20 protein-coding genes and 1 riboswitch are annotated in these 24,653 nt (G+C 42.5%); of the genes, 14 read left to right on the top strand and 6 right to left on the bottom strand.

Annotated elements, in window-relative coordinates; genetic code table 11:
• Positions 1-100: 100 nt before the first annotated feature.
• The 6 genes from ABXS85_RS11285 to ABXS85_RS11260 all read left to right on the top strand — a co-directional run bounded on the left by ABXS85_RS11285 (position 101) and on the right by ABXS85_RS11260 (position 6,211).
• Complete coding sequence (locus tag ABXS85_RS11285; protein ID WP_353666634.1) at positions 101-1,744, top strand: phosphotransferase; 1,644 nt, start codon at positions 101-103, stop codon at positions 1,742-1,744.
• Positions 1,737-2,630, top strand: a complete 894-nt coding sequence (locus ABXS85_RS11280) for a GAK system ATP-grasp enzyme (RefSeq protein ID WP_353666633.1) — start codon at positions 1,737-1,739, stop codon at positions 2,628-2,630. Before ABXS85_RS11285 ends, ABXS85_RS11280 begins: the two co-directional genes overlap by 8 nt.
• On the top strand, positions 2,627-3,733 hold the full coding sequence (locus ABXS85_RS11275; protein ID WP_353666632.1) for an HprK-related kinase B: 1,107 nt from the start codon (positions 2,627-2,629) through the stop codon (positions 3,731-3,733). The genes ABXS85_RS11280 and ABXS85_RS11275 overlap by 4 nt, the downstream gene beginning before the upstream one ends.
• Positions 3,734-3,923: 190 nt before the next feature.
• A complete protein-coding gene (locus tag ABXS85_RS11270) occupies positions 3,924-5,267 on the top strand; it encodes a metallophosphoesterase (protein WP_353666631.1) in 1,344 nt (447 codons plus the stop codon).
• 3 nt (positions 5,268-5,270) lie between these two features.
• Positions 5,271-5,537: an amphi-Trp domain-containing protein gene (locus tag ABXS85_RS11265; protein ID WP_353666630.1), complete on the top strand. Its 267-nt coding sequence runs from the start codon at positions 5,271-5,273 to the stop codon at positions 5,535-5,537.
• Positions 5,538-5,755: 218 nt separating this feature from the next.
• Positions 5,756-6,211 (top strand): hypothetical protein, encoded by a 456-nt coding sequence (locus tag ABXS85_RS11260; RefSeq protein WP_353666629.1) that lies wholly within the window; start codon positions 5,756-5,758, stop codon positions 6,209-6,211.
• A gap of 23 nt (positions 6,212-6,234) precedes the next feature.
• Here ABXS85_RS11260 and rarD read toward each other — a convergent pair whose 3' ends face one another.
• Positions 6,235-7,146, bottom strand: a complete 912-nt coding sequence (rarD, locus tag ABXS85_RS11255) for an EamA family transporter RarD (protein ID WP_353666628.1) — start codon at positions 7,144-7,146, stop codon at positions 6,235-6,237.
• A gap of 184 nt (positions 7,147-7,330) precedes the next feature.
• Positions 7,331-7,488: riboswitch (FMN riboswitch) on the top strand.
• On the opposite strand from rarD, the gene ABXS85_RS11250 reads away from it, so the two are divergent.
• The 4 genes from ABXS85_RS11250 to ABXS85_RS11235 all read left to right on the top strand — a co-directional run bounded on the left by ABXS85_RS11250 (position 7,473) and on the right by ABXS85_RS11235 (position 13,065).
• Positions 7,473-8,540: a DMT family transporter gene (locus tag ABXS85_RS11250; protein WP_353666627.1), complete on the top strand. Its 1,068-nt coding sequence runs from the start codon at positions 7,473-7,475 to the stop codon at positions 8,538-8,540. Its footprint overlaps the riboswitch before it by 16 nt.
• A 191-nt stretch (positions 8,541-8,731) precedes the next feature.
• On the top strand, positions 8,732-9,934 hold the full coding sequence (locus ABXS85_RS11245) for an MFS transporter (protein WP_353666626.1): 1,203 nt from the start codon (positions 8,732-8,734) through the stop codon (positions 9,932-9,934).
• Positions 9,935-10,107: 173 nt separating this feature from the next.
• Positions 10,108-12,258: an FAD-dependent oxidoreductase gene (locus tag ABXS85_RS11240; protein WP_353666625.1), complete on the top strand. Its 2,151-nt coding sequence runs from the start codon at positions 10,108-10,110 to the stop codon at positions 12,256-12,258.
• A gap of 3 nt (positions 12,259-12,261) precedes the next feature.
• Entirely contained in the window at positions 12,262-13,065 is an 804-nt protein-coding gene (locus ABXS85_RS11235; protein ID WP_353666624.1) for a DUF547 domain-containing protein, read from the top strand.
• A 12-nt stretch (positions 13,066-13,077) separates the two neighbouring features.
• On the opposite strand, the gene ABXS85_RS11230 is transcribed toward ABXS85_RS11235, so the two are convergent.
• The 4 genes from ABXS85_RS11230 to ABXS85_RS11215 form a co-directional block, all read right to left on the bottom strand.
• The gene (locus ABXS85_RS11230; RefSeq protein ID WP_353666623.1) at positions 13,078-14,418 is read right to left on the bottom strand and encodes a TRAP transporter large permease subunit; all 1,341 of its coding nucleotides are present in this window, start codon (positions 14,416-14,418) and stop codon (positions 13,078-13,080) included.
• A 3-nt stretch (positions 14,419-14,421) separates the two neighbouring features.
• Positions 14,422-14,952, bottom strand: a complete 531-nt coding sequence (locus ABXS85_RS11225; RefSeq protein ID WP_353666622.1) for a TRAP transporter small permease subunit — start codon at positions 14,950-14,952, stop codon at positions 14,422-14,424.
• 63 nt (positions 14,953-15,015) lie between these two features.
• Complete coding sequence (locus tag ABXS85_RS11220; RefSeq protein ID WP_353666621.1) at positions 15,016-16,053, bottom strand: TRAP transporter substrate-binding protein; 1,038 nt, start codon at positions 16,051-16,053, stop codon at positions 15,016-15,018.
• Positions 16,054-16,651: 598 nt separating this feature from the next.
• Positions 16,652-17,548 (bottom strand): LysR family transcriptional regulator, encoded by an 897-nt coding sequence (locus ABXS85_RS11215; RefSeq protein ID WP_353666620.1) that lies wholly within the window; start codon positions 17,546-17,548, stop codon positions 16,652-16,654.
• A gap of 124 nt (positions 17,549-17,672) precedes the next feature.
• On the opposite strand from ABXS85_RS11215, the gene ABXS85_RS11210 reads away from it, so the two are divergent.
• From ABXS85_RS11210 to ABXS85_RS11200, 3 genes are all read left to right on the top strand, one after another.
• Entirely contained in the window at positions 17,673-18,398 is a 726-nt protein-coding gene (locus ABXS85_RS11210; protein ID WP_353666619.1) for a sulfite exporter TauE/SafE family protein, read from the top strand.
• 195 nt (positions 18,399-18,593) lie between these two features.
• Positions 18,594-19,991 (top strand): sensor domain-containing diguanylate cyclase, encoded by a 1,398-nt coding sequence (locus ABXS85_RS11205; RefSeq protein ID WP_353666618.1) that lies wholly within the window; start codon positions 18,594-18,596, stop codon positions 19,989-19,991.
• A 192-nt stretch (positions 19,992-20,183) separates the two neighbouring features.
• Positions 20,184-20,918 (top strand): oligogalacturonate-specific porin KdgM family protein, encoded by a 735-nt coding sequence (locus tag ABXS85_RS11200; protein WP_353666617.1) that lies wholly within the window; start codon positions 20,184-20,186, stop codon positions 20,916-20,918.
• A gap of 75 nt (positions 20,919-20,993) precedes the next feature.
• Here ABXS85_RS11200 and ABXS85_RS11195 read toward each other — a convergent pair whose 3' ends face one another.
• Complete coding sequence (locus ABXS85_RS11195) at positions 20,994-21,665, bottom strand: 7-cyano-7-deazaguanine/7-aminomethyl-7-deazaguanine transporter (protein ID WP_353666616.1); 672 nt, start codon at positions 21,663-21,665, stop codon at positions 20,994-20,996.
• A 414-nt stretch (positions 21,666-22,079) separates the two neighbouring features.
• Between ABXS85_RS11195 and ABXS85_RS11190 the strand changes: the two genes are divergently transcribed.
• Positions 22,080-24,485, top strand: coding sequence for a methyl-accepting chemotaxis protein (locus tag ABXS85_RS11190; protein WP_353666615.1), 2,406 nt, complete (start codon positions 22,080-22,082; stop codon positions 24,483-24,485).
• Positions 24,486-24,653: the final 168 nt, after the last annotated feature.

The following is a 24,653-nucleotide window of genomic DNA, read 5'->3' as shown; positions in this document are numbered from 1 at the left end:
GGGTTTTTCTTGCTATGTCATACAGTTGTCATATTAGTGTCATTAACTTGTTGCCTGAGAACGCTAGAGTGAAAATGGTTATTTTAAGGTAAAAGTTGTTATGCCTTCGCTTACAAATCTGTCCAGTCTGCATGAGCACGTTTATTTTCTCCTTAATGAGGTAGAGACACATTGTCAGCTAGTAGTGCAGTTTTATTCAGCTTGTTCTCCTGATATCTTGCCGCGTATACGTGGTCGACGAGGCTATGTGCAAACCTTGCGGGAAAAAGTGGATACGGAAGCCTTAGGTTTATTGCAAAGGCGTAAAGCAAAGAGTCGTTTTGTGTCTCGAGTGAACGCGTTACGAGTCTTAGCAAACGCATTGGAGGGAATGGCAGCTGCTTGCTTAGAATGTGTTGAAGAAGCAACCTTAGCGGAGGGATATCAACACCCCAGTGCCGATCAGAATAGTAAGCTGATGAAAAAGCTCAAACGAGCTCTGAATTTGGTTAAGGTTGGATTAACCGACGAACCACGTCGAACAGGCATCAAACTGGGCAAACGTCTGTCGAAAATGCTAGCGAATTATGAACAGTTGCAAGTGGATACCTTGGCGGTCAAGCTCACTTTAACGGATGCGGAACTGAAAGCGGCATTATTAAGTAATGCCTGTATCAAGCGTTTGATAGAGCAATTGAATCAGGTGGCAGATGCCTTAATTAAGTCTGACTTGGGGCAAGTTGCGAGCTTGCAAAACTACAGTCATCTTTTGAATAGTGCCGCTAGCCTTAATTATGACTTGGACGATTTAAAAGTACGCCGCTTAGCTTTAACTCGCTCAGGCAGTGCAATTGCCGCTATTTCTCATAAGAAAGCAGATGGTCAGCAAGTGCTTGCTGTGTATAAAGAAGGCGAGCCTCATAAGATTGAAGAAGAAATCGAAGGGGTGAAACATTGGCAGCAAATTAACCCTAAGCTGGCACCAAATGTTTTATCGCAAGCAGTCAGTAAGGGAGAACAATCCTCTTTGCTGATTGAACATATTCCAGGAAAAACATTAGAAACTTTGTTACTCGGTAATCATCAAGATACTTTGTTCGAAGCCTTAAAGCGACTGTTCAAAACACTCAATGGCACTTGGAAAACCACACTCACAACAGAAGTTTGTAATCCGCAATTTATGCAGCAATTGGCGAAACGTATTCCAGATTGTCGCAAAGTTCACAGCGAGTTTTTTAAACACCAAACACATATTTGTCAGCATAGCGTAGCCAGTTTTGATGAGCTGGTGGCAAAGGTTGCTGAGCGAGAAGCTCAATGGTGTGCCCCTTTTTGTGTGCTGACCCACGGTGACTTTAATGTCGATAACTTGATATACGATGAAGTGGAGAAGCGAATTCACTTTATTGATCTGCACCGTGCCGCCTATTTTGATTATGTGCAAGACTTGTCTGTGTTGATGGTGTCTATTTATCGTTTGCCTGTGGTGGATGGAGCGACGCGTCAACGCATGATGTCGGCGGCGAAAGACATTTATCACTTTGGTCGTCGTTTTGCCAAGCGTCAGCAGGACACGCATTTTGAGTTACGTTTGGCGGCGGGTTTAGCACGTTCTTTTGCCACCTCGACGCGATTTGTTTTTGATAAAAAATTGGCTTCAAGAATGCATCTTAGATCACGTTATTTGTTGGAAAAACTGGTTTCTTTGTCGCCTCAACAAGCCGAAAAATTTACCTTGCCGTTAAAGGATCTGTATTTTGAATAAACCGAAAATTGGGGTCATTGGTATCCCTGGAAAATGGTCCACTGAAGTGTTGGCGGATCGACTGGAAGCGCTTACAGGCTTTCGCGCTGTGATAGATATGAGTCAAGTCGAACTCTGTTTTGATAGCCAAAGATTGATGTTTCAAGATATCGACTTGATGGCATTGGATGGGTTAATTATTAAGAAAATTAGCAAAGCCTATTCTCCGGCCACAGAAGACCGTTTACGCATGTTGGCGTTCGCTGAAAAAGCGGGTGTGCGTTTATTTAGTCCGACCCAGAGTATCGGTAATCTCATTAACCGTTTGGCGGGTACTCTGGCATTACAGCAAGGGCAGATTCCCATGCCGAAAACCCGAGTTACAGAGAGTGTGGATCAGGCTTTTGTGACGGTGCGTGAGTTTGGCTCAGCGATTCTAAAACCTCTTTATTCTACTAAGGCTCGAGGCATGATGATGTTGAGCCAATTTGATTCCGATGAGGCGGTGCGCAATGCCTTAGAGGAATATCGCCAAGCTCAATCCATTTATTATATTCAACAAAAGGTGAATCTAGATGGCCGTGATTTGGGCATGGTGTTTGTGGGAGGGCAATATCTTTGTACCTACGCTCGAGTGGGTAATAAAGACTCTTGGAATACGACTATTCACAGCGGTGGACGATACGAAGCTTACACACCAGATGAGGATTTGATCGCATTGGGTTACAAGGCTCAGGCCTGTTATGACTTAAGTTTCACAACAGTGGATATAGCGTTAACCGAGCAAGGGCCTGTGGTGTTTGAGGTATCGGCATTTGGTGGGTTCAAAGGGGCGTTAGAAGGTTGTGGCGTAGACGCAGCGCAGGTCTATGCAGAGTATGTCATCAAGGAGCTCTTGTCATCATGATTAATAATCTCTTGGATTTAAATGAAGTGGCTGTTGATTGTGATACTTGCCATGAAACATTGGACCTCCAATTTGCGGAGCAGCATGTTCAGGTACGCACTAATCAAGCGGATATAGCGTTAGCATTAAAAGCCTATTACAAAAGCTATTTAACTCTTTCATCTGGTGCCACAACACAGCATAAAGTGCAGTTGTATGTTATTGAGCAGATTGCTGTGGGTGATGATCTGGATTGGTTGGAAGTGCCACGAGAAGAGGGAAAGTTGGGTCGTAAGGAAGGCTATCTGGATGTGTCGGGAGGCCGTTGGATTAAGAAATTCAAAACGGGCATGAGTTTTTTACAGCGACCCAATAATGTCGTGGCTTTGGGGCCTTGTGAGAACAACCTAGCGCAAATTATCAACTTTATAAATAACCAGTTTTTGAACCATTATTTACGCCAAGGTTTTACCCTTGGGCACGCGTCAGCTTTCACTTTTCTGGGACAAGCAACCGCAATTGCGGCTGCCTCAGGTGGCGGCAAATCGACTCTTATGTTGCGCTGTCTAGAGGATAGTTCGCGGGATTTTCTGACAAATGATCGTATTCTACTCAAGCGAGAGGGCAAACAAACCCGTACCATAGGTTTGGCGAAATTGCCGCGAGTGAATCCTGGCACCTTGTTGAATTCTGAGCGCTTGCGTCACATTTTACCTGATGATCGCCAACAGGCTTTATTGGCTATGTCAACGGCTGAGCTATGGTCTTTAGAAGAGAAATATGATGTGCAAATTGAAGACGATTATGGTCCAAAGCGTGTTCAATTAGAGGGCGAATTGCAAAACCTGATTATGCTGGATTGGTCTTTGGACAGTAATGACGCAACCTTTATGGAACCAGTGGACCTTACTCAGCAACCTGAGGCAATTGAAGGCTTACGTAAACGCCCGGGGCCTTTTTATCAGGATGCTAAAGGACAATTTGCCGATTTGAATGACATCGATTCCATTCCTCATTATGTGGATGCGTTGCGCAATGTGAATGTCTTCCGTCTCGGTGGAAAAGTGGATTTTGATAGGGCATATCAACTGATTGGCGACATGTTGGAAAAGGTGTCAGGGTAAAAGCGTGTAAGATATGCAATATAGGCATTGATATTGCACTTTTTAAGTGTTCAAAACCTATGAAAAACATTGTGCATTATTTGATCGCTCGTCACCAAAATGTCACAAAGCATCTGGATAATGCGGCCTTTCCATTGTCTCCTTTGGGTTGAGCCCTTGTTTTATGGTCCACAATTTAGGTAATCAGATTATGCCAAGTCCAATACCCACTATTAAACCTCGCCCTCATCATGCTGATATTATTGCTCGCTTGCCAAGTGAGTGGGCAAGTTGGCCTCGAGACAAGAGCTCTGTTAATGGCAACGTGTTACAAGCGGAAGCAACACCATCTCATTATAGACAGCGAAAATTACGTTGGCCGAAGCGCCCTGTGGTGTTTATTTCGGATCCTCATGCGGACGCTATGGCGTTTGAAGCTTCTCTGATTGCAGCGGGCGTGGCAGAGCGTAAGACGCATTCAGATTTAGGGCATTTGTCATTAACGAAAAAAGGCAAACGTACAGAGATCATTATTGGTGGAGATTGTTTGGATAAGGGCCCCAGTAATCTGGACTTATTGCGCAGTGTAAAGCAGCTGTATCGTTTGAAAGCGCGGGTCACCCTATTGGCCGGAAATCATGATTTGCGTTTATTAATGGGCTTGCTGGCTTTAGCACGTAAAAAAGACGTTGGTAACCAACATTTGTTTGTGCGTATGGGAAAGAAAGTGGTGCCTTTGTTTCGCGAAGTGTTTGATCAGTACTTGGTGAACAGCAAGTGGGAAAAGAACATTCCAGATGAAGAAACCTGTCGCAAGCGATTGTTCCCGGGCGAGGATTGGTTTAAAGCCTTTCCTTTTCACGCGGCGGGCTTTTTGACAATGGAAGGTATTGAGCGAGAAGTGCGAAAAATGGCATCAAAAAATGACAGTTTTGAAAAGCATTGCCACGCCTCCGGTTTAAGCTTGCGCCAAGTGTACGCTGCTTCTTTGAAGTGTCAGCAGTTGTTTTTGCATAAAAAAGGCGAGTTCAACTGGTTTTTTCGTAAGATGGAACTGGTCGCTAAGCGCGGTTCGTTTTTATTCTTACATGCTGGGCTAGACGATACCATGGGACAAATGTTGTTGAAAAGCGGGCCGAAATACGCCAATAAAGCGTTTCATCGTAACTTAAAGCGTCAAGACTTATTCGGTTTTTATTACAGTTCCATTGCCAATACCTTCCGTACCAAGTATCGCGATGCGGATTTGCCTTTAACTTATCGAGGAGTAAAAGCCGTGCATAAGTCAGGGGTTCATGTGATTGTACAGGGCCATGTTAATCGACAGGAGGGACAACGCATTACCATAAAGAAAGGTTTGGTTCATGTTGAAGCGGATATTACTTTGGATTCTCATTCCCGCAAAGTGGAAGGCTTAAGCGATTATGGTATAGGCGCCACCTTGATCAATAAGGAAACTGGCATTGTGGGATTAAGTTGTGATTACCCAACCGCTAAGGTAATGACTGCGAAGGAACTGCAGAGCATATATGAAGAAGGTCAGGCAGAAGGGTAACAAATGAAGTCAAAAACTGAGTTTAAATACGAAGCATTATTAGAAGCAGATGATGTTCAAGATGTTTTGAAAGCCCTTTCAAAAGGCCTACATAAAGGTAAATTGAGTTTCAGTGATGAAAAAGAAGTGACTTTGAATATTGAGCCAAAAGGTTTGTTACGTTTAAAAGTGACGGCATCAGATGATGAAGATAGCCAGCAATTTGAAGTAAAAGTGCGTTGGGAAAAACATCCTAAAAAATTGAATAAAGTACCTCCTAATATAGCTTGATAGCTAACTCTTTGTTCTATTTAAGTTTAATAAAATAAAACCTCGTCTCATTATTTTTTCTATATATTTTAAATGGTTACGACCATTGACTTTGTCCTTGTTAGTTTGCATATTGTTCATATTGTTCAGTTAAATGAACTGAAGGTGGATTAGATATTCAATCTTTAGCTGTGATTGTGTCGGTACAATTCCTAAAAAAAAATAAAAAGGAAGATGCTATGAACACTTGGAAGCGAGGTCTTATAATTTTATTCATACTTTGCCCTGTTTTTCCGTTATCAGCTTCAGCGACGGTGAATGCGGTTAATTCCTGCTTAGCGTTGACAGAATTTCTTGATGAAAAAATTTCGTTAGAAATAGAAGCCTATTCTCAGCAACAAATTGATGATATGCGCGAAGGTTTGAACCTGTATGCAAATTATCTAAAGTTTAATGTGATTAGAGAAAAGTTGCTGGAAATGTATGCGGGCAATAAAGACCAAGCACAGCTAATGTGGAATCTCTTTTTTCGCCAGAAAAATACTTTCATTAAACACTTAAGTCAGCATTACAGTGTGACCAAAATTCCAAGTGACTACTCTGTTGCGTTAAAAAGATGTTTGGAGAAAGCCATGCCGGAACCATCTCAAGTCGCACAGCCTATCGCGAAAACCTTGCAGCTTATGCAAGGCTAGTTTCTATTAGTATAGATACCATATTAAACTGGCTCAACAGGATGCATGGGGGTGCGGCGAGACTTACGTAAACGACGCACAGAGTCAAAAATCAAGGCACCTAATGCAGACCAAATTAAGATAAAGGTGATGAATTTTTCGGTACTAAGGGGCTCGTCATAAACAAATACTGCGAGTAAAAACATGCCTGTTGGCCCGATATACTGCATGAAGCCTAAGGTGGTCATGTTAACGCGATTAGCGGCAGCGGCAAAACACATTAAAGGCACCATAGTAACGGGTCCTGAGGCGAATAACAGCCAATTTGTCGTGGCGTCGTTGGCGAAAAAGTTGGCCGTTGGCGAAGGGCTTTGCATCAAATACAATGCAGCAATGGGGAGCATCAGCCCAGTTTCCACTGCCATGCCCGTAAAACTGTCAACAGCAATTTTCTTGCGTACCAAACCATAAATGCCAAAAGTGATCGCAAGCACTAAGGCAACCCAAGGCAATGAACCAAATTGCACCACTTCAAATACCACAGCACAAAAGCATAATGCGACGCCAAGGCGACGGATAGGGTCGAGTTTTTCTTTGAAGAAAATAACACCGAGCATGATGCTGATAAGAGGATTAATGTAATAACCTAGGCTGGCACTCAACATCTGATTATTCTGTACGGCCCAGATAAAGGTGCCCCAGTTTACCCCGATCAACAGAGTTGAAATGAGTAGACCCAGCATGGCGCGTTTGGAAGTAACAACGGCTTTTAATGCGCTACCATATTTGAGAATAATGATGAGAGAGCAAACGAGTACGCAGGACCAAATAACTCGATGAGCCAATACTTCTTGTGCGGGAACAAAGGACATCTCCTTAAAGTAAATAGGAGCAATAGCCCATAAAAAAAATGCCGTGAAAGCAAGTAGAAGTCCATTTTTTGATGAGGCAGGCATATTGTTCTTCCCATTCCTATTAGCGAGCAGGTGAGTGTAGCGGAATATAAAAGACTTCCCTAGTCTTGTTCTTAGTATTTCTTGGAAATTTAACAAAATAGCGCCATGCATAGATAAGCAATAGAAAAGCCATATTGCCTATCTAGAGGGATAAGGTTAGAGTTGGTATAGAAATTTCATAAACATCGAACTTCGGGGCGGGGCGAAATTCCCCACCGGCGGTGACTTTAAAAGTGTGTCTTTTAAACAGCCCGCGAGCGCTTAAAGCAATAAGCTTTAAGGTCAGCAGATCTGGTGTGATTCCAGAGCCGACGGTGATAGTCCGGATGATAGAAGATCGACCAAGGCCAATGTGTTTCTGTATTTCAGAAGCAGATTGGCTGTTGCGTGTTTTTCGCGCCGCTTGGTGTATTCGTTTTCATCACCCCTGTGCATCTTATTTTTTGGAGAAAGCAAAGATGGCAGGAACATTTTTTATCATGATAGCGTGCTTTACTTGGGCACTGGATACTTTAATTCGTTACCCATTGTTAGGCGCTGGCTATTCCACATTACAAATCGTTCTGATCGAACACCTTACCTTGATTCTGTTTGTCGCCCCTATGTTGTGGCGTTATCGTCATGTTTATCGTCATTTGTCTAGAATAAGTTTGTGTTGCTTGTTTTTCATTGGCGGTATAGGTTCGGCGGTCGGTACTTTGGCCTTTACAGAAGCCTTCCAATACTTGAACCCGACTGTGGTGATTTTATTGCAAAAATTACAGCCTATCGTGGCTATCTTGCTGGCCTATTGGTTCTTAAAAGAACAAATTGAAGGGGGATTTGTACGTTGGGCTGGCGTCATTCTGTTGGGCAGTTTTGTCATGATGTGGCCGGATCTTCGTCAGTTAGGTGACGCTCAGTGGCATTATTCAAATGATCAAATGAGTATTTTAAAAGGTTATGGTTTTACCTTGGTGGCGGTTTGCGCATGGGGCGCGGCAACGGTATGTGGAAAATACTTGTCAAAGCAAAATGTACCAGCAAATGCCATTATGTCAGGGCGCTTTGTCGCCGGTTTGATGGTGTTAGCACCATTGGCCTTTATGCAGGCCGATAGTTTAGTGGCGATGCAAATCACTGATATAGGGCTAGTCATTGTAATGGCCTTATTAAGTGGTTTTATCGGCATGTGGTTTTACTATCAAGGCTTGAAAACCGTACCTGCCCAGATGGCAACCTTGGCAGAATTGTCCTTCCCGGTGTTTGCTGCTGTGATTAACTGGTACTTCTTAGAAATGGGATTAACTTTTTATCAGATTATTGGTGGGCTAATGTTGATCTTAGGGAACATTGGTTTACGTATCAAAGAGCTGCGTAAAGCAGAATTGAATACCTGGTCGCAGAGCGCTTGATAATATTGGCCAAAGCTTAGCCTGTTCGCTAAGCTTTGGTCGATACTGTTCTTTGTTCTAACCTCCCCTTTCCTTATTATCTGTAAGAATAATCTGTGCTTGTTTATCTTTTTAATCACACCTTGTAATAGAATAGCGCCAGCAATTTGAACAAAGAGTCAGGATTATTGTTGACTTGCAAAGGATTATTCATGCCTCTCACTCAAACACCAGACACTGTATCTCAAACTCAATGGCTCGAAGTGATTTTACTCTGGCTGGCGGGTGTTTCTGCGGCCATGCAATTTGCCAAGTTTTCCGTATCGTTTGATGCTTTGTTGGCCTACTACCAACAAAGCGCGACCTTAACTGGGATGTCCTTATCGATTGTCGGTATTGCAGGGTTAATATTTGGTGTGTCTGCAGGCATGATTGCCAGTCGTTTTGGCTATTTACGAGTGCTAATTGGAGCCTTGTTACTGGGCGGTGCCTTGTCTATGGTGCAATCCATTTTACCGCCATTTAACTTGCTGATGGTGACACGTTTGTTAGAAGGTTTCTCTCAATTAGGTGTAGTGGTAGCAGCACCTACTCTTATTGCCAAATTCAGTGCGCCACAACATAGATCCTTGACTATGGGGATTTGGGGCACTTTTTTTGGCGTTGCTTTTGCGGTATGTGGTGGTTTGGGTAAAAGTATTTTAGAAATTCATGGATTAAGTGCTTTGCTATTGAGTCATGGCATCTTGATCAGTGGCATAGGCATTATTTTGTTCTTCATATTGAGAAACAATCCGCTGCTGATTTTATTGCCTGTGGTGGGTGATCAAGGCAGCATACTTGCTCAGATGATACGCATTTATAAAAATCCTCGGGCTCTACTGCCAAGTTTGGTGTTTTTGTTTTATACCTGTACCTTGGTATCGATTCTTACTTATGTTCCGGGGTTAATCAATGACAAGGCATTGCATAAGAGTATGTTGATAATACTGCCATTGTTAAGTACCAGTGGGACATTTCTTGCGGGTGCCATTGCACAATATGTGATGCGGCCGCAGCGTGTGGCTTTGTTGGCGTATTTTGGCGTGGCGCTGGCGGCAATGAGTTTAGTGTTTGTTTCTCATTCCCCTTGGTTGCTTTCCTTCGTGTTGGGAGGCTTAGTACTGTGTCTTGGTATGATTCCAGGTGCTTCCTTGGCGATGATTCCCTACCTTGCACGCAACCCTAAAGAACAAGCTGAGGGTTATGGCTTGTTGGCGCAATTCGGTAATTTGGGAGCGACCATTGGACCACCCAGCTACGCGGCGCTGATGACTCTGTTTGGTTTGTTTGGCATTGTTGGTTTAGTGCTATTGATATGTTTCTTCGGTGTCTTGTTTAGCCTGCTTGCCGCACGTCTCAAGGCAATTACGTAATTTTCTTCTATGCTGCAGCACGCAGTAAGTTTGTCTATCTTATTGCTATTCTTGCTGTTTATCCCTTTCTTATCATGCATTTTCTATTATGCTGTAAGAAACGGGCTTTATGATCAGTCTAATAGCAAACAACCCATTATATAAATGCGCCAATCTGTGTTATGAGGTATTGAATGAAGAAGATAGGACTGTTGTTACTGATTGCACTACTGGCGACGGGCTTTTTTTATTTTGATCTGCACCAGCTGTTGACATTAACCGGCTTGAAAGACGGCTTAGTGCAATTTGAAGCTTGGCGAAATGATAGCCCAATTTTGGTCGGTGGTGGCTTTTTGCTGCTGTATGTCTTGGTCACTGCCTTATCATTGCCCGGAGCGGCAATTATGACCCTAGCGGCTGGGGCCTTGTTCGGTTTAGGATGGGGTTTATTGATCGTTTCTTTTGCCAGTTCCATTGGTGCCACCTTGGCTTTCTTGGTATCGCGTTACTTATTGCAGGCGACGGTGCAATCTAAATTCGGTGACCGTCTTGCAGCCATTAACCAAGGTATCGAAAAGGAAGGAGCCTTTTATCTTTTTACCTTGCGCCTAGTGCCGGTTTTCCCTTTTTTCTTGATTAATTTGTTGATGGGGTTAACTCGAATTCGCGCTTTCACTTTTTACTGGGTCAGTCAGCTTGGCATGTTGGCTGGGACTTTCGTGTACGTCAATGCAGGGACTCAGCTTGGTCAAATTGATAGTTTATCAGGTATCTTGTCGCCCTCTTTGTTGTTGTCTTTCGTTTTGTTAGGCGTATTTCCTTTAGCATCGAAGAAAATTCTCGATTGGCTGAAAGCACGTCGAGTATATCAAGGTTATACTAAACCTAAGCAATTTGATCGCAACATGATTGTTATAGGCGCAGGTGCTGGTGGCTTGGTAAGTGCTTACATCGCGGCAACGGTTAAGGCCAAAGTGACCTTGATTGAAGCACATAAAATGGGTGGCGATTGCTTGAATTATGGCTGTGTGCCTAGTAAGGCGTTGATTAAGAGTGCCAAAGTGGCCAATCAAATGCGTCATGCGGAACAATACGGATTACAAAGCAGCGAACCTAGTTTCTCTTTCAAGCAGGTGATGCAGCGAGTACAGAAGGTGATTCGTCAGGTGGAGCCGCACGATAGTGTGGAGCGTTACACTGGGTTGGGCGTGGATGTGGTTCAAGGATACGCCAAGATCATCGATCCTTGGACGGTGGAAATTGATTTGCATGAAGGTGGCACAAAACGCATGACCGCGCGCAGTATTGTCTTGGCGACGGGAGCACGGCCCTTTGTACCGGATTTACCTGGCTTAGACGAGGTGGGGTATTTAACTTCAGACACCTTATGGCAAGCGTTTGTGGAACGGGATGAGCCACCTAAACGCTTAGTGATTCTCGGTGGTGGGCCAATTGGTTGTGAATTGGCGCAGAGTTTCGCTCGATTGGGTTCCAGTGTCACGCAGATTGAGCGCTCTGCTCGTCTTATGGCCAGAGAAGATAAGGATGTGTCTGAGTTAGCAGAAGCGACTTTAAGAGCAAACGGTGTGGATGTCTTAACTCAGCACAATGCAGTGCGTTTTGAACAAGAAGGTGATACTAAGCGCATCATAGTTGAACACAATGGTGAGCAAAGGGCATTAGAGTTTGACGATGTCATTTGTGCGGTGGGTCGTCAGGCCCGATTGGAAGGTTACGGTTTAGAAGAACTGGGTATTGAAACCAAGGGCACCATAGTGACAAATGACTATCTGGAAACCTTATTCCCTAATATCTATGCCGCTGGTGACGTGGCTGGGCCTTATCAATTTACGCATGTCGCGGCTCATCAAGCATGGTATGCCGCGGTGAACGCCTTATTTGGCTCTCTGAAGCGCTTCAAGGTCGATTATCGAGTTATTCCTTGGACTACCTTTATCGATCCTGAAGTGGCTCGCGTTGGTTTGAGTGAGCAAGAGGCGCAAGACAAAGGTGTGGCCTATGAAGTAGTGCGTTATGGAATTGATGATTTGGATCGTGCTATTGCGGACAGTGCTGGCCAAGGTTTTGTCAAAGTATTAACCGTGCCCGGCAAAGACAAAATTTTGGGGGTGACCATAGTAGGGGAACACGCGGGTGACTTGTTAGCAGAATTTGTTTTAGCCATGAAACATGGCTTAGGTCTGAACAAAATATTAGGTACCATACATACTTATCCTACTTGGGCCGAGGCGAACAAATATGCAGCGGGGGAATGGAAACGCGCCCATGCACCGGAGAAAGTGTTGAATTGGCTGGAAAAATACCATACTTGGCGTCGAGGTTAAGCAATGAAACATTGGTTAATGAGTTTGGTATTGATATTGGCGGTGTTAGGGCAAACCACAGCCGCTAAGGAAGGTTTTGATCATACCGCTTGGGACGCTTTACTAAAGCAACATGTCCGTGTGCTGCAAGATGGCAAAATCACACAAGTGGATTATCAAGGCTTTACGGAACAAAGATCAGCGCTGAAAGCCTATTTAGCAGCCCTATCTGCTGTTGATAAAGTCGAATTTGATGCCTTCTCAAAAGATGAGCAATTGGCTTTCTTAATCAATGCTTACAATGCATGGACGGTTGAGCTAATTCTTACAGAGTGGCCCGAGCTGGACTCTATTAAAGATTTGGGCAGCTTGTTCCGCTCGCCTTGGTCGAAAGACATAGCCTCATTATTTGGTAAGCAGGTTACTTTAGATAATATTGAACATGACATGATTCGTGGCTCTGATCGGTATCAAGAGCCACGCATTCATTTCGCCGTCAATTGTGCCAGTATAGGTTGCCCTGCTTTGCGTGCTGAAGCTTACCAAGGTGAGTTATTGGATTGGCAGTTAGAGCAGCAAACACGATTGTTTTTGGCGGATAAAACGCGTAACCGTTTGGTAGAAGATGAGCTGCAATTATCCTCTATCTTTAAATGGTATAAGCAGGACTTTGCTAAAGGCTGGCTGGGCTATGACTCATTAGAGAAATTCCTATTAGCCTACAAAGACGCTTTATCTCTCACCCCACAAGCTGTGCAAGCCTTACAAGATGGTGAAATGGACATCACCTATCTGGATTACGATTGGGGCTTGAATCGAACCCCCTAAGGTTAATAGCAATCATCTGTCGAGTAGCCAGGTAACCAAAAAGGGGTGCCAAGCCACGATCAGTAGCACCAGGAGCTGTAAACTGACAAAAGGAATGGCTCCTTTGTAAATTTCTCTCATACGCAAAGAGGGCGCTGCACTTTGGGTATAAAATAGTGCCATGCCAACTGGGGGGGTGAGGAAGGAGGTTTGCAGACAAAGCGCCATCAGTATCGCAACCCAAACTGGGTCAAAGCCAAAGTTAATCAAAATTGGCATGACCAATGGCGCAATAATTAATACGATTTCCATCCAGTCTAAGAAAAAACCGAGTAAAAACACTAAAAAAATCACCAAGAAGAGAATACCTTCGGGACTTAATGGTAAGGCATGCAACGCGCTTTCGATGACTTCATCCCCGCCATAACCTCTTAATACAACGGAAAAACATGATGCGCCAAAGATGAGAGCGTATAAAAAGGCGACGGATCGACCTGTTTTGTAACATACTTGTCGCAAGTCTTCCCAGTTAAGTTTTCCTGAACTCACTGCTAGGAGTGTCGCACCGGCAGCGCCTATGCCTGACGCTTCGGTAGGTGATGCAATGCCAGCAATGATGGAGCCAAGAACAGCAATTACCAATGCCAAAGGCGCGAGCAAAGCGAAGAAAATTTCTTTGACGACCGCCAAAGTTGACAGCTTGCTTTCTTGTGCTGACTGAAAAGCTGGCATGGCTTTGGGGAAGAGTAGAGCAAAGACTAACAAAAATATAATAAAGCAGCTGGCTAATAATAGCCCCGGTATGATGGCACCCATAAACAAGTCCCCAACGGGAATGCGCAATTGATCGCCCATGACAACCAACATAATTGATGGCGGCACGAGTATCCCTAGACAACCTGTTGCTCCTACCGTTCCTGCGCTTATCCAACGTGCATAGCCAGCTTGAAACATGGTGGGTAAAGCAATGGTGGATAGCAGAACAACGGAAGCGCCAATAATGCCTGTCGAAGCGGCTAAAACAACACCGATAATGACCACAGCTATGGCAAGGCCTCCCGGTGTATTGCCGAATATTTTACGCATAGCAATGATTAAGCGCTCAGCAATGCCCGAACGATCTAACATGTAGCCCATAAAGATAAACATCGACATGGGAATCAATGAGTAGCTGGAGATGGTGGCAAACAGACGGTTAGCCACAAAGGAAATGCTTCTTAACTCTGCAACATCATAATACCCAAAATCCGCGAGAAAGCTGCCCAAAACGGCAAATAAAACGCCCACGCCGCCAAGTACAAAAGCAACAGGATACCCTGAGAAAAGAATAAGCATAAAGCTTGCAAACAATAAAAAAACGAATAAAGCGCTCATGTGTTATACCTGATCTTTTGCGTCGGAATGGCCATTTGAAAAGAGAATAGAAAGGCTTTTTATCAACATGGCGAAGGCTTGTAGTGCTAGTAAACTTAGGCCAAGCGCCATGATGGCTTTAATAATATATCGGGCAGGTAAACCTGATGGCATAGGTGAACCTTCTCTTAATGACCAGGAATAGGCGGCGTTGCCCCAAGCGTGCCAAGCAACCAAATACACAAAAGGGAGTAACAAAAAGACAATGCCGAGTATTTCAACAATGGCTAGTTTTTTTGGACTGAGGCGGTTACGAATTAGGTCAACACGAACATGCTCATCTGATTGGTAGGTATATGCTAAGCAGGACATGACCACAATGGCATTTAAGTGCCACTGTACTTCTTCTAGTTCTACTAAGCCTATATTAAATACATAGCGTAAAACGACATTGAGCAATATGGTGAGAATGAGTAAAGGAAGAAATAACGATCCGACTTTACCAACCGTACGAGATAACTGCTCAATTTTGAGTGACACAAAAATACCTGTCATAGGTTGTACCTAATGTTTCAAAGAGAATGAAGGGAGCAGCAAAGGTCACGGCTCCCTCAAGATTTAGCTGCCGCGGTATTCGCTCCAAAGAGCGGTTTTTTCTTGATAAGTTCGAAGAGACTCTAGAGTTCGTTTAAAGTCGGCATCTTTATTTGCTTGCTCATCCATGACTTCTTTTGTTGAAGCTTTAAAGGCCTCTAGCACGGCAGGAGGGAAGGATTTGATTTGTGTGCCTGCGGCTTTGAATTTCTCAATGGCAAGAGCATTATCTTGTGTGGTTGACATAACAGTCCAAAGTTGGGTTTCTTTGCAAGTATCCTCAATCAGTGTTTGCTGAGTTTTTGTCATGCTATCCCATTTACGTTTGTTGATGATCAACTCGGTGATGGCTGCTGGCTGATGCCAGCCTGGTAGATAGTAGTATTTAGCTACTTTTTCAAACCCCATGGCTGCATCAATGGCTGGCATGGAGAATTCTGTACCATCAATCACGCCTCGTTCTAAGTTGGGGTAAATGTCACCACCACTTAATAAAACTACGGAGGCGCCTGATTTTTTCATGACTTCTCCAGCTAACCCTGCAAATCGAATTTTTTTCCCTTTTAAGTCATCTACTGAATTGATTTCAAAGTTGTACCAACCGCCAGCTTCACTGTCCATGAGGCCACAAGGAAGAGTCATGACACCTTGCTTGGCATAAATATCTCGCCAAATGTCTAAACCGCCGCCATTATATACCCAGTCTAAATAGCTCAATGCACTAGGGCCGAATGGTACACCGCCAAACAGTTGTAAAGCGGGAAAACGTCCAGCAACATAAAGCGGTGAGGTGTAACCTGCGTCAAGACTTCCTTGCTGTACAGCATCGAAAATTTCAAGTGAAGGCACTAATTTACCTGCAGAGTAGAGTTTTACTCTCAGTTCATCCCCTGCCGTTTCTTTGATTTTGTCTGTGAAGTGTTGAGCACTTTGGCCGCTGGCAGGTAAGGAAAGTGGCCAAGCGCTTTGAATATCAAGTCGAACAGGACTGGCGATGGAGTTGGCTGCGCCAAGCATGGCAATTGAAGAAAAAAGACTGGCTATAATAGACTTACGAGACATGGTGTTCTCCTATATTGGTATGCATTCATCCATAACAATGAAGGCATAGCTAATTGTTCTAAAGTGATATCAGCTCTAATTCAGTACATCCGGATCTTGTTTATATAAAGTTGCATTAAGCGATAATGCTTGAAAATCGCTGTGCATTGAATAGATGAATTTTTACTTGAAAATTCATCTATTCAATAAGTATGCCATAAGTTTTTTATTAAATGGAAATAACTAAAAATATTAATTATCTATTTAATAACAAAGTGTTGTATTTTATTGGGGGAAAGGAGTGGCTTTATAGAAGAAAAATGTAATATCCATTTTTAGTAAATAAAAGAATTATTAAAGTGCTTTTTTGAGTTGTGTGCTCTAATTTGACACAAGATCTAGGGAAGGTTGCTGAAAAGCACTTCAAGAAGTCTTTTAAGCTAACGGATTTTCTCTTCAGTGTTATTGTTTAAGCTTTGACTAATGTCTCGTATCTTAGACTGCTAGGCAATTGACTATTACTTGCCATTCAGGCGCCTTGCTTAGTCTATTATTAGGGGGCAAAGTGTGCGGAGCTTCTGTTATTTTAGTTAATAAATTCAACACAAGCATGAGCAGTCTACGAACTTTGATAGTGACGCATCATTTCCCAGAAAAGATTTACTTGATAGCTATGCGTTTGTTGTCGTAAACGCACCATGTAGATAGCGACGTCATTATGTGAGATGAAGTTTTCCACCTCGACTGGCAGCAATTGCCCTGCTTCCAGCTCGGTCAAAATCATGTGCTTGGGCATTCTCGCCCAGCCTAGTCCACTCAAAAGTAAGCTTTTTTTCACTTGAAAATCATTTACATACCAGCGTTTGCCGGTGGCTAGAACATGTCGATGACCATGACTGGAATCGTTACTTGATGTATTGGCGACAAGAATTTGAGGTAGGTTATGTAGAGCCGATTGTTTGAGTTTATTGCTGGTGGCATGCAATTTCGCCAATAAATTTGGACTCAAGACAGTAATCATCTCCATTTTATAGAGTTCTAGCATAGAGTGACGATCATCTAAGCCATAACGTGGGCCAATGGCTATTTCAGCTTTACCTTTTGCGAGTCTGTCTTGTAGACCATAGAGGTGGTCTGTCGAAAGATTCAAATCAATGTCGTTATGTTGAGTTTGAAAAGCTTGTATACGATTCAAACAGTCCTGGTTGACGCTGATCTGGCTTAAGCAAAGGTGTAGCGGAGAAGTGCTTACACCTTTCGCTAACTCGTGACCCAGAGACTCTAATTGCGTGGCTTGTGACATAAGTTTCTTCGCTTGACGAAAAAATGCATGGCCTTCTGCGGTGAGGCTGGGTCGATAGTTGTTGCGATCGAACAGGGTAATCTTGTACTGCTGCTCTAATGCCTTCACAGCCGCACTGATACTGGGCTGAGTTTTATGAATGGTGTCGGCGGCAGAACGAAAACTGCCAGTTTCTACTACCGCGATGAATGCTTTAATTTGATCGATTTTCATAGATTTGCCAGATGATAAGATTTTCATATCATTATAATAATAAAACGAGATTATTTATTTTTCATCTGATGATTTATTATAAGCCCATAAAAACGCTGATTTGATAAGTGTTTAGGAGGTTTATATGGAGACATCCATAATCGTTTTATTTTTAGCTGGTTTGATTACTGGCTTTTCCAAATTTTCGGTAGGCGGTATGGGGCTTTTAGTCTTACCTATCGTGATGATTGCTTTTCCCGGCCCTGAAGCTCTTGGTGTACTTTTGCCTCTGTATATCATTACCGATTTAATGGCTGTATGCAGTTATAAAAGTAAAATTGCTTGGTCAGTATTGGCAAGGTTTCTACCTTTGGCTTTTGTCGGAGTGCTGGTGGCCAGTCATTTTCTCGCTAATATTAACGCCGATCAGTTTATTTGCTTTTTAGGTGTGACAATTGTTGCCATGATTCTATTGGGGCTTTACCTAGATATGCGCCCGGCGTCTTTTATGCGACGTCCCTTGGCGGCTTATTCAATGGGTTTTTTTGGCGGTGTGGTGAGCATGGTTGCTAATGCCGCAGGGCCATTATTTAGTTTGTTTTTGTTGGAACAAAAGTTGGACAAAACGACTTATGTTAGTACGCGAGCTTGGGCATTCTTCATTGTTAATCTAGTGAAATTGCCATTTTACATAGGTTTGGGTTTGTTAACGACGCACAGTGCGCAAACTACTTTGTATGCAGTGCCTGGTTTATTAGTTGGTTCCTTTATTGGTTACCACTTTCTGAAAAAGGTAAATCCAGTTCAATTTAAATGGTTGATTCGGATCATGTCGACCATAGCAGCATGTAAACTTTTCTTATTTTCCTAACACGGACATATAACAATTCATTGCTTGCTTTAAAACAAAAAATACTGGAATCTCTCGACAATAATCGGCAAAAACGTACAAAAAGCATACAAAAGACTGTCGCCACCCGCTTGTTTCTGAATCTTCTTTGAGCGTTACTTATATTATCGCAAAGCAATTTCTTTGCGTTTTTGTACTGCTTTTGCGGATCTGGATATGAAGCAAGAAAACCACCAATTAGTGGCATTGAATGAAATATTAGAAGCCACTCCTGTTGCAGCAGTTTGTTGTGAGTTAGAAACGGGCCAAATCATTTACATCAACACCACATTTACGACCTTGTTTGAAGAGTCGTTAGAAACTTACTCGAGTGTATATGACTGGCTAAAATCCAAACTTAAACAGGGTGTTTTTCAGCAAAACATAAAGCCGCTACGTGAGCAAAGAACAGCATCTGAGTTGAGCTTATGTTTATCAACAGATTTGGGTAATAGGTTACAGGTCAAGCTAAGTTATGAGGTATTAGCAGATAAAGAAATTTGGTATTTCCGTAATATTACGGAATACGGTATTACCGAACGACGTTTGAATGCGCGCAGTGAAATGTTGGAAATGGTTGCGAAAAGTTCTGCCTTGGAAGACATTTTAGAAATTTTGGTAAGGCAAGTGCAGTACGAAATGCCCGAGTCCATTTGCAGTGTATTGCTTTACGATAAAGACGCTAAAGCTCTGATGCTGGGAGCCGCTCCAGACCTTCCTCATGAATATAATAGTGCGATTGATGGGGTAAAAATCGGCATGAATGTTGGCTCTTGTGGTACTGCTGCTTTTTTGCAAGAGCGTGTCATTGTGGAAGACATTTTTTCTCACCCCTATTGGATAAAATACAGGGACCTCGCTAGGATGGCCGAAGTCTCTGCTTGTTGGTCAGATCCTATTCTGTCTTCGAAAGGCGAATTGCTTGGCACCTTTGCCATCTATCTAAGAAAGCCTTCTCGACCTTCGTATAAAGATTTAAAAGTGATTAATTTTGCTAGTAATCTGGCCAGTATTGTCGTTGAAAGTTTTCTTGCACAGGAAGAGTTAGAAAAACGTGCCTATTTTGATCATTTAACGGGTTTGATTAACCGAGGTTATTTTTTTGAGCAGTGTGAAAGCATACTGGATTCTTCTACAGGTGCTGCTGACTCGGTTTCCTTAGTGATGATGGACGTGGATCATTTTAAATCCGTAAATGATTTATATGGACATAAAACCGGGGATTTAGTGTTACAAACCTTGGCGCAAAATGGCTCAAGCATTTTCTCCAATGAAGACGTTTTTGCTCGTATTGGAGGTGAAGAGTTTGTCGTTTTAATGCCAAATGTTTCTCCTCTGCAAGCTGAAAACAAAGCAGAAGCCTTACGCAAAATAATGGAAAAAAGTTGGGTGCTGAGTGCGGAAAAGCAAAAAGTATTTGTTACTGTTTCCATTGGTGTAGCTCATAAAACGGAAGGCTATTGTTCCGTCGATGAGTTACTCAGTTGTGCTGATAAAGCCTTGTATCAATCAAAGGCTTCAGGTCGTAACTGCGTAACAGCACAATATTCCTCTAGCTTACCCATTTTATTGTAAATATTCTTCTCGCCAAAAAATCCCATCTTATCATTTTAACCAACTGATATTGTTGAGTTTAATTTCGTCCCTAGGGATTTAAAGAAACACTGTTTTTAAATTTTAGACTTATATGTTTCATAAAATGTTGAAATTTTGTGTTTAAGGTTTATATTGAAAAGTCCTATCAATAATAATAAAAAGGTGTTTCATATGAATTTGAAAATAATTACAGGTGTTATTGCTTTAGGGTTAATGAGTGCGTCTGTGCAGGCTACGAGCATCAATCTTCGGCATGAATTTGTGCCTGAGCACGATGGTGAATCTGCCAGTCATTCAGATCGTATTGAAGTTGGCCATCGTTTTTCGAATGGCATTGGCTTTGGTGTTGAAGCCAAATGGAAAAGTAATAATGAAGATGCTTTTGGAGAGTTATCAGGTAACGGTCAGCAGAGTAATATTAGCTATCGTATTAAGTTATCTGACGATTTAACTTTCACCCCTCAATATAAGTGGGAATCGGGTTCAGACAAACTAAGCCATCAGTTTAATTTTAGCTTTGGTTACAAGGTAAGTAGCGATTGGTCCGTTGGTTTTAGACATCGCTATAACTATGAAGCCAAGGTAGGAAGTGATAATTCCCACTACAACCGTTGGACCTTCTCAGCTGGCTATAAAGGCGTTGAGAACTGGTCACTAAGTTCTGCTATAGACTATACATTTAATCCTGAAGCCTCTGGGCCGCGGTGGGAAGATAAACAGTCTTGGTTTTCAGATGTGAACTTTAAAGGTGAATACACTGGCCTTAAGAATGGCTGGAGCCCATTTGTGGAGTTTGGTTTGAAGCCATATAAGTCTGGTGAGACTTATCGTTTTAATGGCGAAGATGTCACTGCGAATGACAAATGGCGCCCTCGTTATCGATTAGGCGTAAAATACAGTTATTAATCCCCTTGATAACTCGTAAAGTGTGACTCTCCTTTATAAACAAAGGCCTATCTCAATGAAATAGGCCTTTTTTCGTTATCTTGCAGAGCTTATGAGGCTAAAGTCTGGTTGAATCTGCGTGAGCTTTTTAGCCAAATAGTTCAGCAGCACTCCGTACATGGGGACAAACAAAGCTAAGCTAATGATGAGTTTGAAGGCGAAGTCAACTAGGGCAATTTCAGGCCAGTGAGTTGCCATATAGTCATCAGGACTTTTATAGAAGGCAATACCAAAGAAAGCCAAAGTATCCAAGCCATTGCCTACCAATGTTGACGCCATAGGCGCCACCCACCACTGTCTTAGCTGGCGTAAGCGATTGAATACCTGAATGTCTAATGCTTGTCCTAATAAATACGCCATCAAACTCGCAAAGGCAATGCGCGCAACGAAAGTGTCGAAGTTTAATAAAGCAGCGAAACCTTGGAAGCTGCCTTGTGCAAATATGACTGATACCAAATACGAGACAAATAATGATGGAATCATGACGGTAAAGATGATGCTCCTTGCCAAGGAAGCACCAAAAATTCTTACCGTTAAGTCTGTAGCGACAAAGATTAATGGAAATGTGAAAGCGCCCCATGTGGTATGGAAGCCAAAAATAGTAAAGGGGATTTGTACCAAATAATTGCTTGAAGCAATAATCAATAAATGGAACAAAGCTAGATAGCCCAACGCTTTGCTCTGTTGTGCAGGGGTAAATGTGCTCATATTGTACCTTTTTCGTTTAATTGGGGTGAGGGAACCCAAATGGATTTAAATAATTTGACCTAGAGGTCAAATGTGCAGCGGCATTATAACCAAGTCATTTAGCAGTGCAATACTTTTGTGCAAATTATGAACAGTGATGTGGCGGCTTCAACTTCTAAAATTATGTATTTAAACAATCTGTTAACTGGCGCTTACACCATTCTATTCTATATTTATTTAAGTGGGGTATGAACAAGTTCACTGACGCTCAGAAGACTTATTCGCACCTTCTTTAATAGGAATTTATTGTTAGCGAGCTTTAATAGGAATTTATTGTTAGCGAGCTTTAATAGGAATTTATTGTTAGCGAGCTTTAATAGGAATTTATTGTTAGCGAGCTTTAATAGGAATTTATTGTTAGCGAGGTTGTAGAATATGTCCTTAAGTATAAAAGCGAAAATGACGCTTTTAGGAACAGCACTAGCCTTCCTCCCTTCTTTAATTATTGGTTTGATTCTTAGTAATCAGGCCTTACAGGAGGGATCCGCTTCATTAACAGATAGCGCGAAGAATCGCTTAGTGGCTGTTACCGAGATCACCGCAGAGTCAGTAGTATCGTATTTCGATATTATAAATAGGCAAGCCATTACCATGGCATCAGACCAAGCGGTTGAAGAAGCTACCACTCTATTTACTCGTGCTTTTCGAGAGTTTGAAGCTGAAAGCACAAGCAATGTATCCGCGAGCAAAACAAGCTTGCAAGGGTATTATGTTGATGAGTTTGACGCGCAATATAAACAGCTAAACCAAAATACCTCCTCCTCACCCAATGACTTGTTAAACCAATTAGATGATGTTGCTGTGCTTTTGCAAGCTAAGTACATATCTAATAACCCGGCTGCATTAGGTGAAAAAGATCAATTGATTACCTCGGGAGATGGCAGTACCTATGATCAAGTGCATTCAAAATTTCACTCAGCATTCAGAAAGTTTCAGACGGAATTTGGCTATTATGATGTTTTCATCGTTGATTCTGAAACTGGGAATGTTATTTACAGTGTTTTTAAAGAGCTTGATTTTGCCACCTCCTTGCTGGATGGGCCATATGCGGATTCAGGTATTGCAGCGGCCTTTAAAATGGCCCAACAAGCGGACAAAGGTTCAACCTTTATAACGGATTTTGCACCTTATACACCCTCCTATGAGGGCCAAGCCTCATTTATATCTAGCCCTATTTATGCCGAAGATGAACAGATAGGTGTTTTGATTTTTCAGATGCCAGTTGAAAGGATTAATGATGTGATTAATCACTATCAGAAATGGGGTGAGGTTGGATTGGAGCAAACGGGTTTTAGTTATTTGGTGGGTGATGACAAATTACTGAGAACCAACATCCGACCTTTATTTGATAATTCTGATGCATTTTTTCAAAGTTTAGAAAGTAAGCAGGTTGATGATGCCATTGTGGCGGATATAAAAGCCAAAGGAAGTACAATTGGTCTGTTATCCGTGGATTCCAGAGCGGTCGACGATGGGCTATCTGGCAATACAGGTGTGCTGATAAAAGATAGTTTCTTAGGACAGTCAACCGTGAGTGCCTATCGTCCATTGAATATTTTGGGGCTAAATTGGGTGTTATTGACAGAGTTGTCAGTGGATGAAGCCCTCTCTTCTATCTATTCCCTACAAGAAACGGTTTATCGTAACCTCATCATTTTCAGTCTAGGTGCGTTAATCCTAGGTGCAATGTTTGGCTATTTCTTAGCGGTTTATTTTACACGTCCAATTAAAAAAATAGTCAAACTGACAAAAGATTTAGGTAATGGTAAGGGCGATTTAACACGCCGATTAGCGGTGACGGGTAAAGATGAATTTGCCCAACTTGCTATAGGCGTAAATTCCTTTATTCAATATTTAGATCAAACCTTATCGACCGTTTTGAAATCTGTAGTCAGGCTGGTTCCGATTTCTCAGGATATGGCGGAAGTCGTATCAAATCTAAATTCAGCCAATGCCAAACAATTAGAAGAAGCAAAATTGGTGAATGAAGGTCTTGAGCATACTAATTCCGCTTCAGAAGCCGTATTAACGGAACTGAATATAATAGACGTTTCGACCAAAGAGGGTTTAGGAACAGTATCGGAAAGCGGTAAAAAGGTAAAAGGCGTCGCCAAAACTATGGAAGTCATGTCGAGCGATATACAAGGCGCGATTCAAGCATTAAATCAGTTGAAAACTGATACCGATAAGATCACCGGGGTCATAGATGTTATTAACGGGATTGCCGAACAAACGAATTTGTTGGCGTTAAATGCCGCTATTGAAGCGGCAAGGGCTGGGGAAGCTGGACGGGGATTTGCCGTGGTTGCAGATGAAGTAAGGTCGTTGGCGTCCAAGACTCGAGAATCCACAAGCGAAGTTGCTGGCATGGTCGGTGCCATTCAAAGCAGTACATCTGATGTGGCAGATTTGATGTCTTCTTGTGAATCTAGTGCCACAGCATCGGTTTCACAAGTAGCGGACAGTACTGATGCATTAGAGCATATTACTCATGCAATGCATTCTATTGCAGAAAAGGTTGGGCGAATTAATGAGTCCATTGATTTACAACAGTCTACTTTTAAAGAATTAAAAGCCAGTTTTAGCAAAATCAACGACAGTTTTAATATGGTGAGCAGCTATTCAAGTGATTCATCTAAAGTCAACGACGATGTTTTAAAATTGGGTAAGGTGATTGCTGGCTACATCCAAGATTTCAAAGTAACGGATGATGATTTTTCTGAGGCTAGAAGAAAGGAAATGCGAGGAGATATTGATAAAAAGCCAGAAAAAGGGAAGTAAAACGCACAAGAGAATGAGGTCATAACCTTTTTATATTGTATGGGGAGGCCTCTTTTCGAGACCAATTTGAGTTACAACATTCAATAAATGAATTGGGTAGAAATGTGCGATTAAGCGGCTGAGATGTACTAGCTCAGACTTGATCTGACAGTTACCCTTGGCCGACTT

This window comes from Marinomonas sp. THO17, from assembly GCF_040436405.1.
In the GTDB taxonomy this organism is placed as follows: Bacteria; Pseudomonadota; Gammaproteobacteria; order Pseudomonadales; family Marinomonadaceae; genus Marinomonas.
This window is presented reverse-complemented; position numbering and strand designations above follow the sequence as displayed.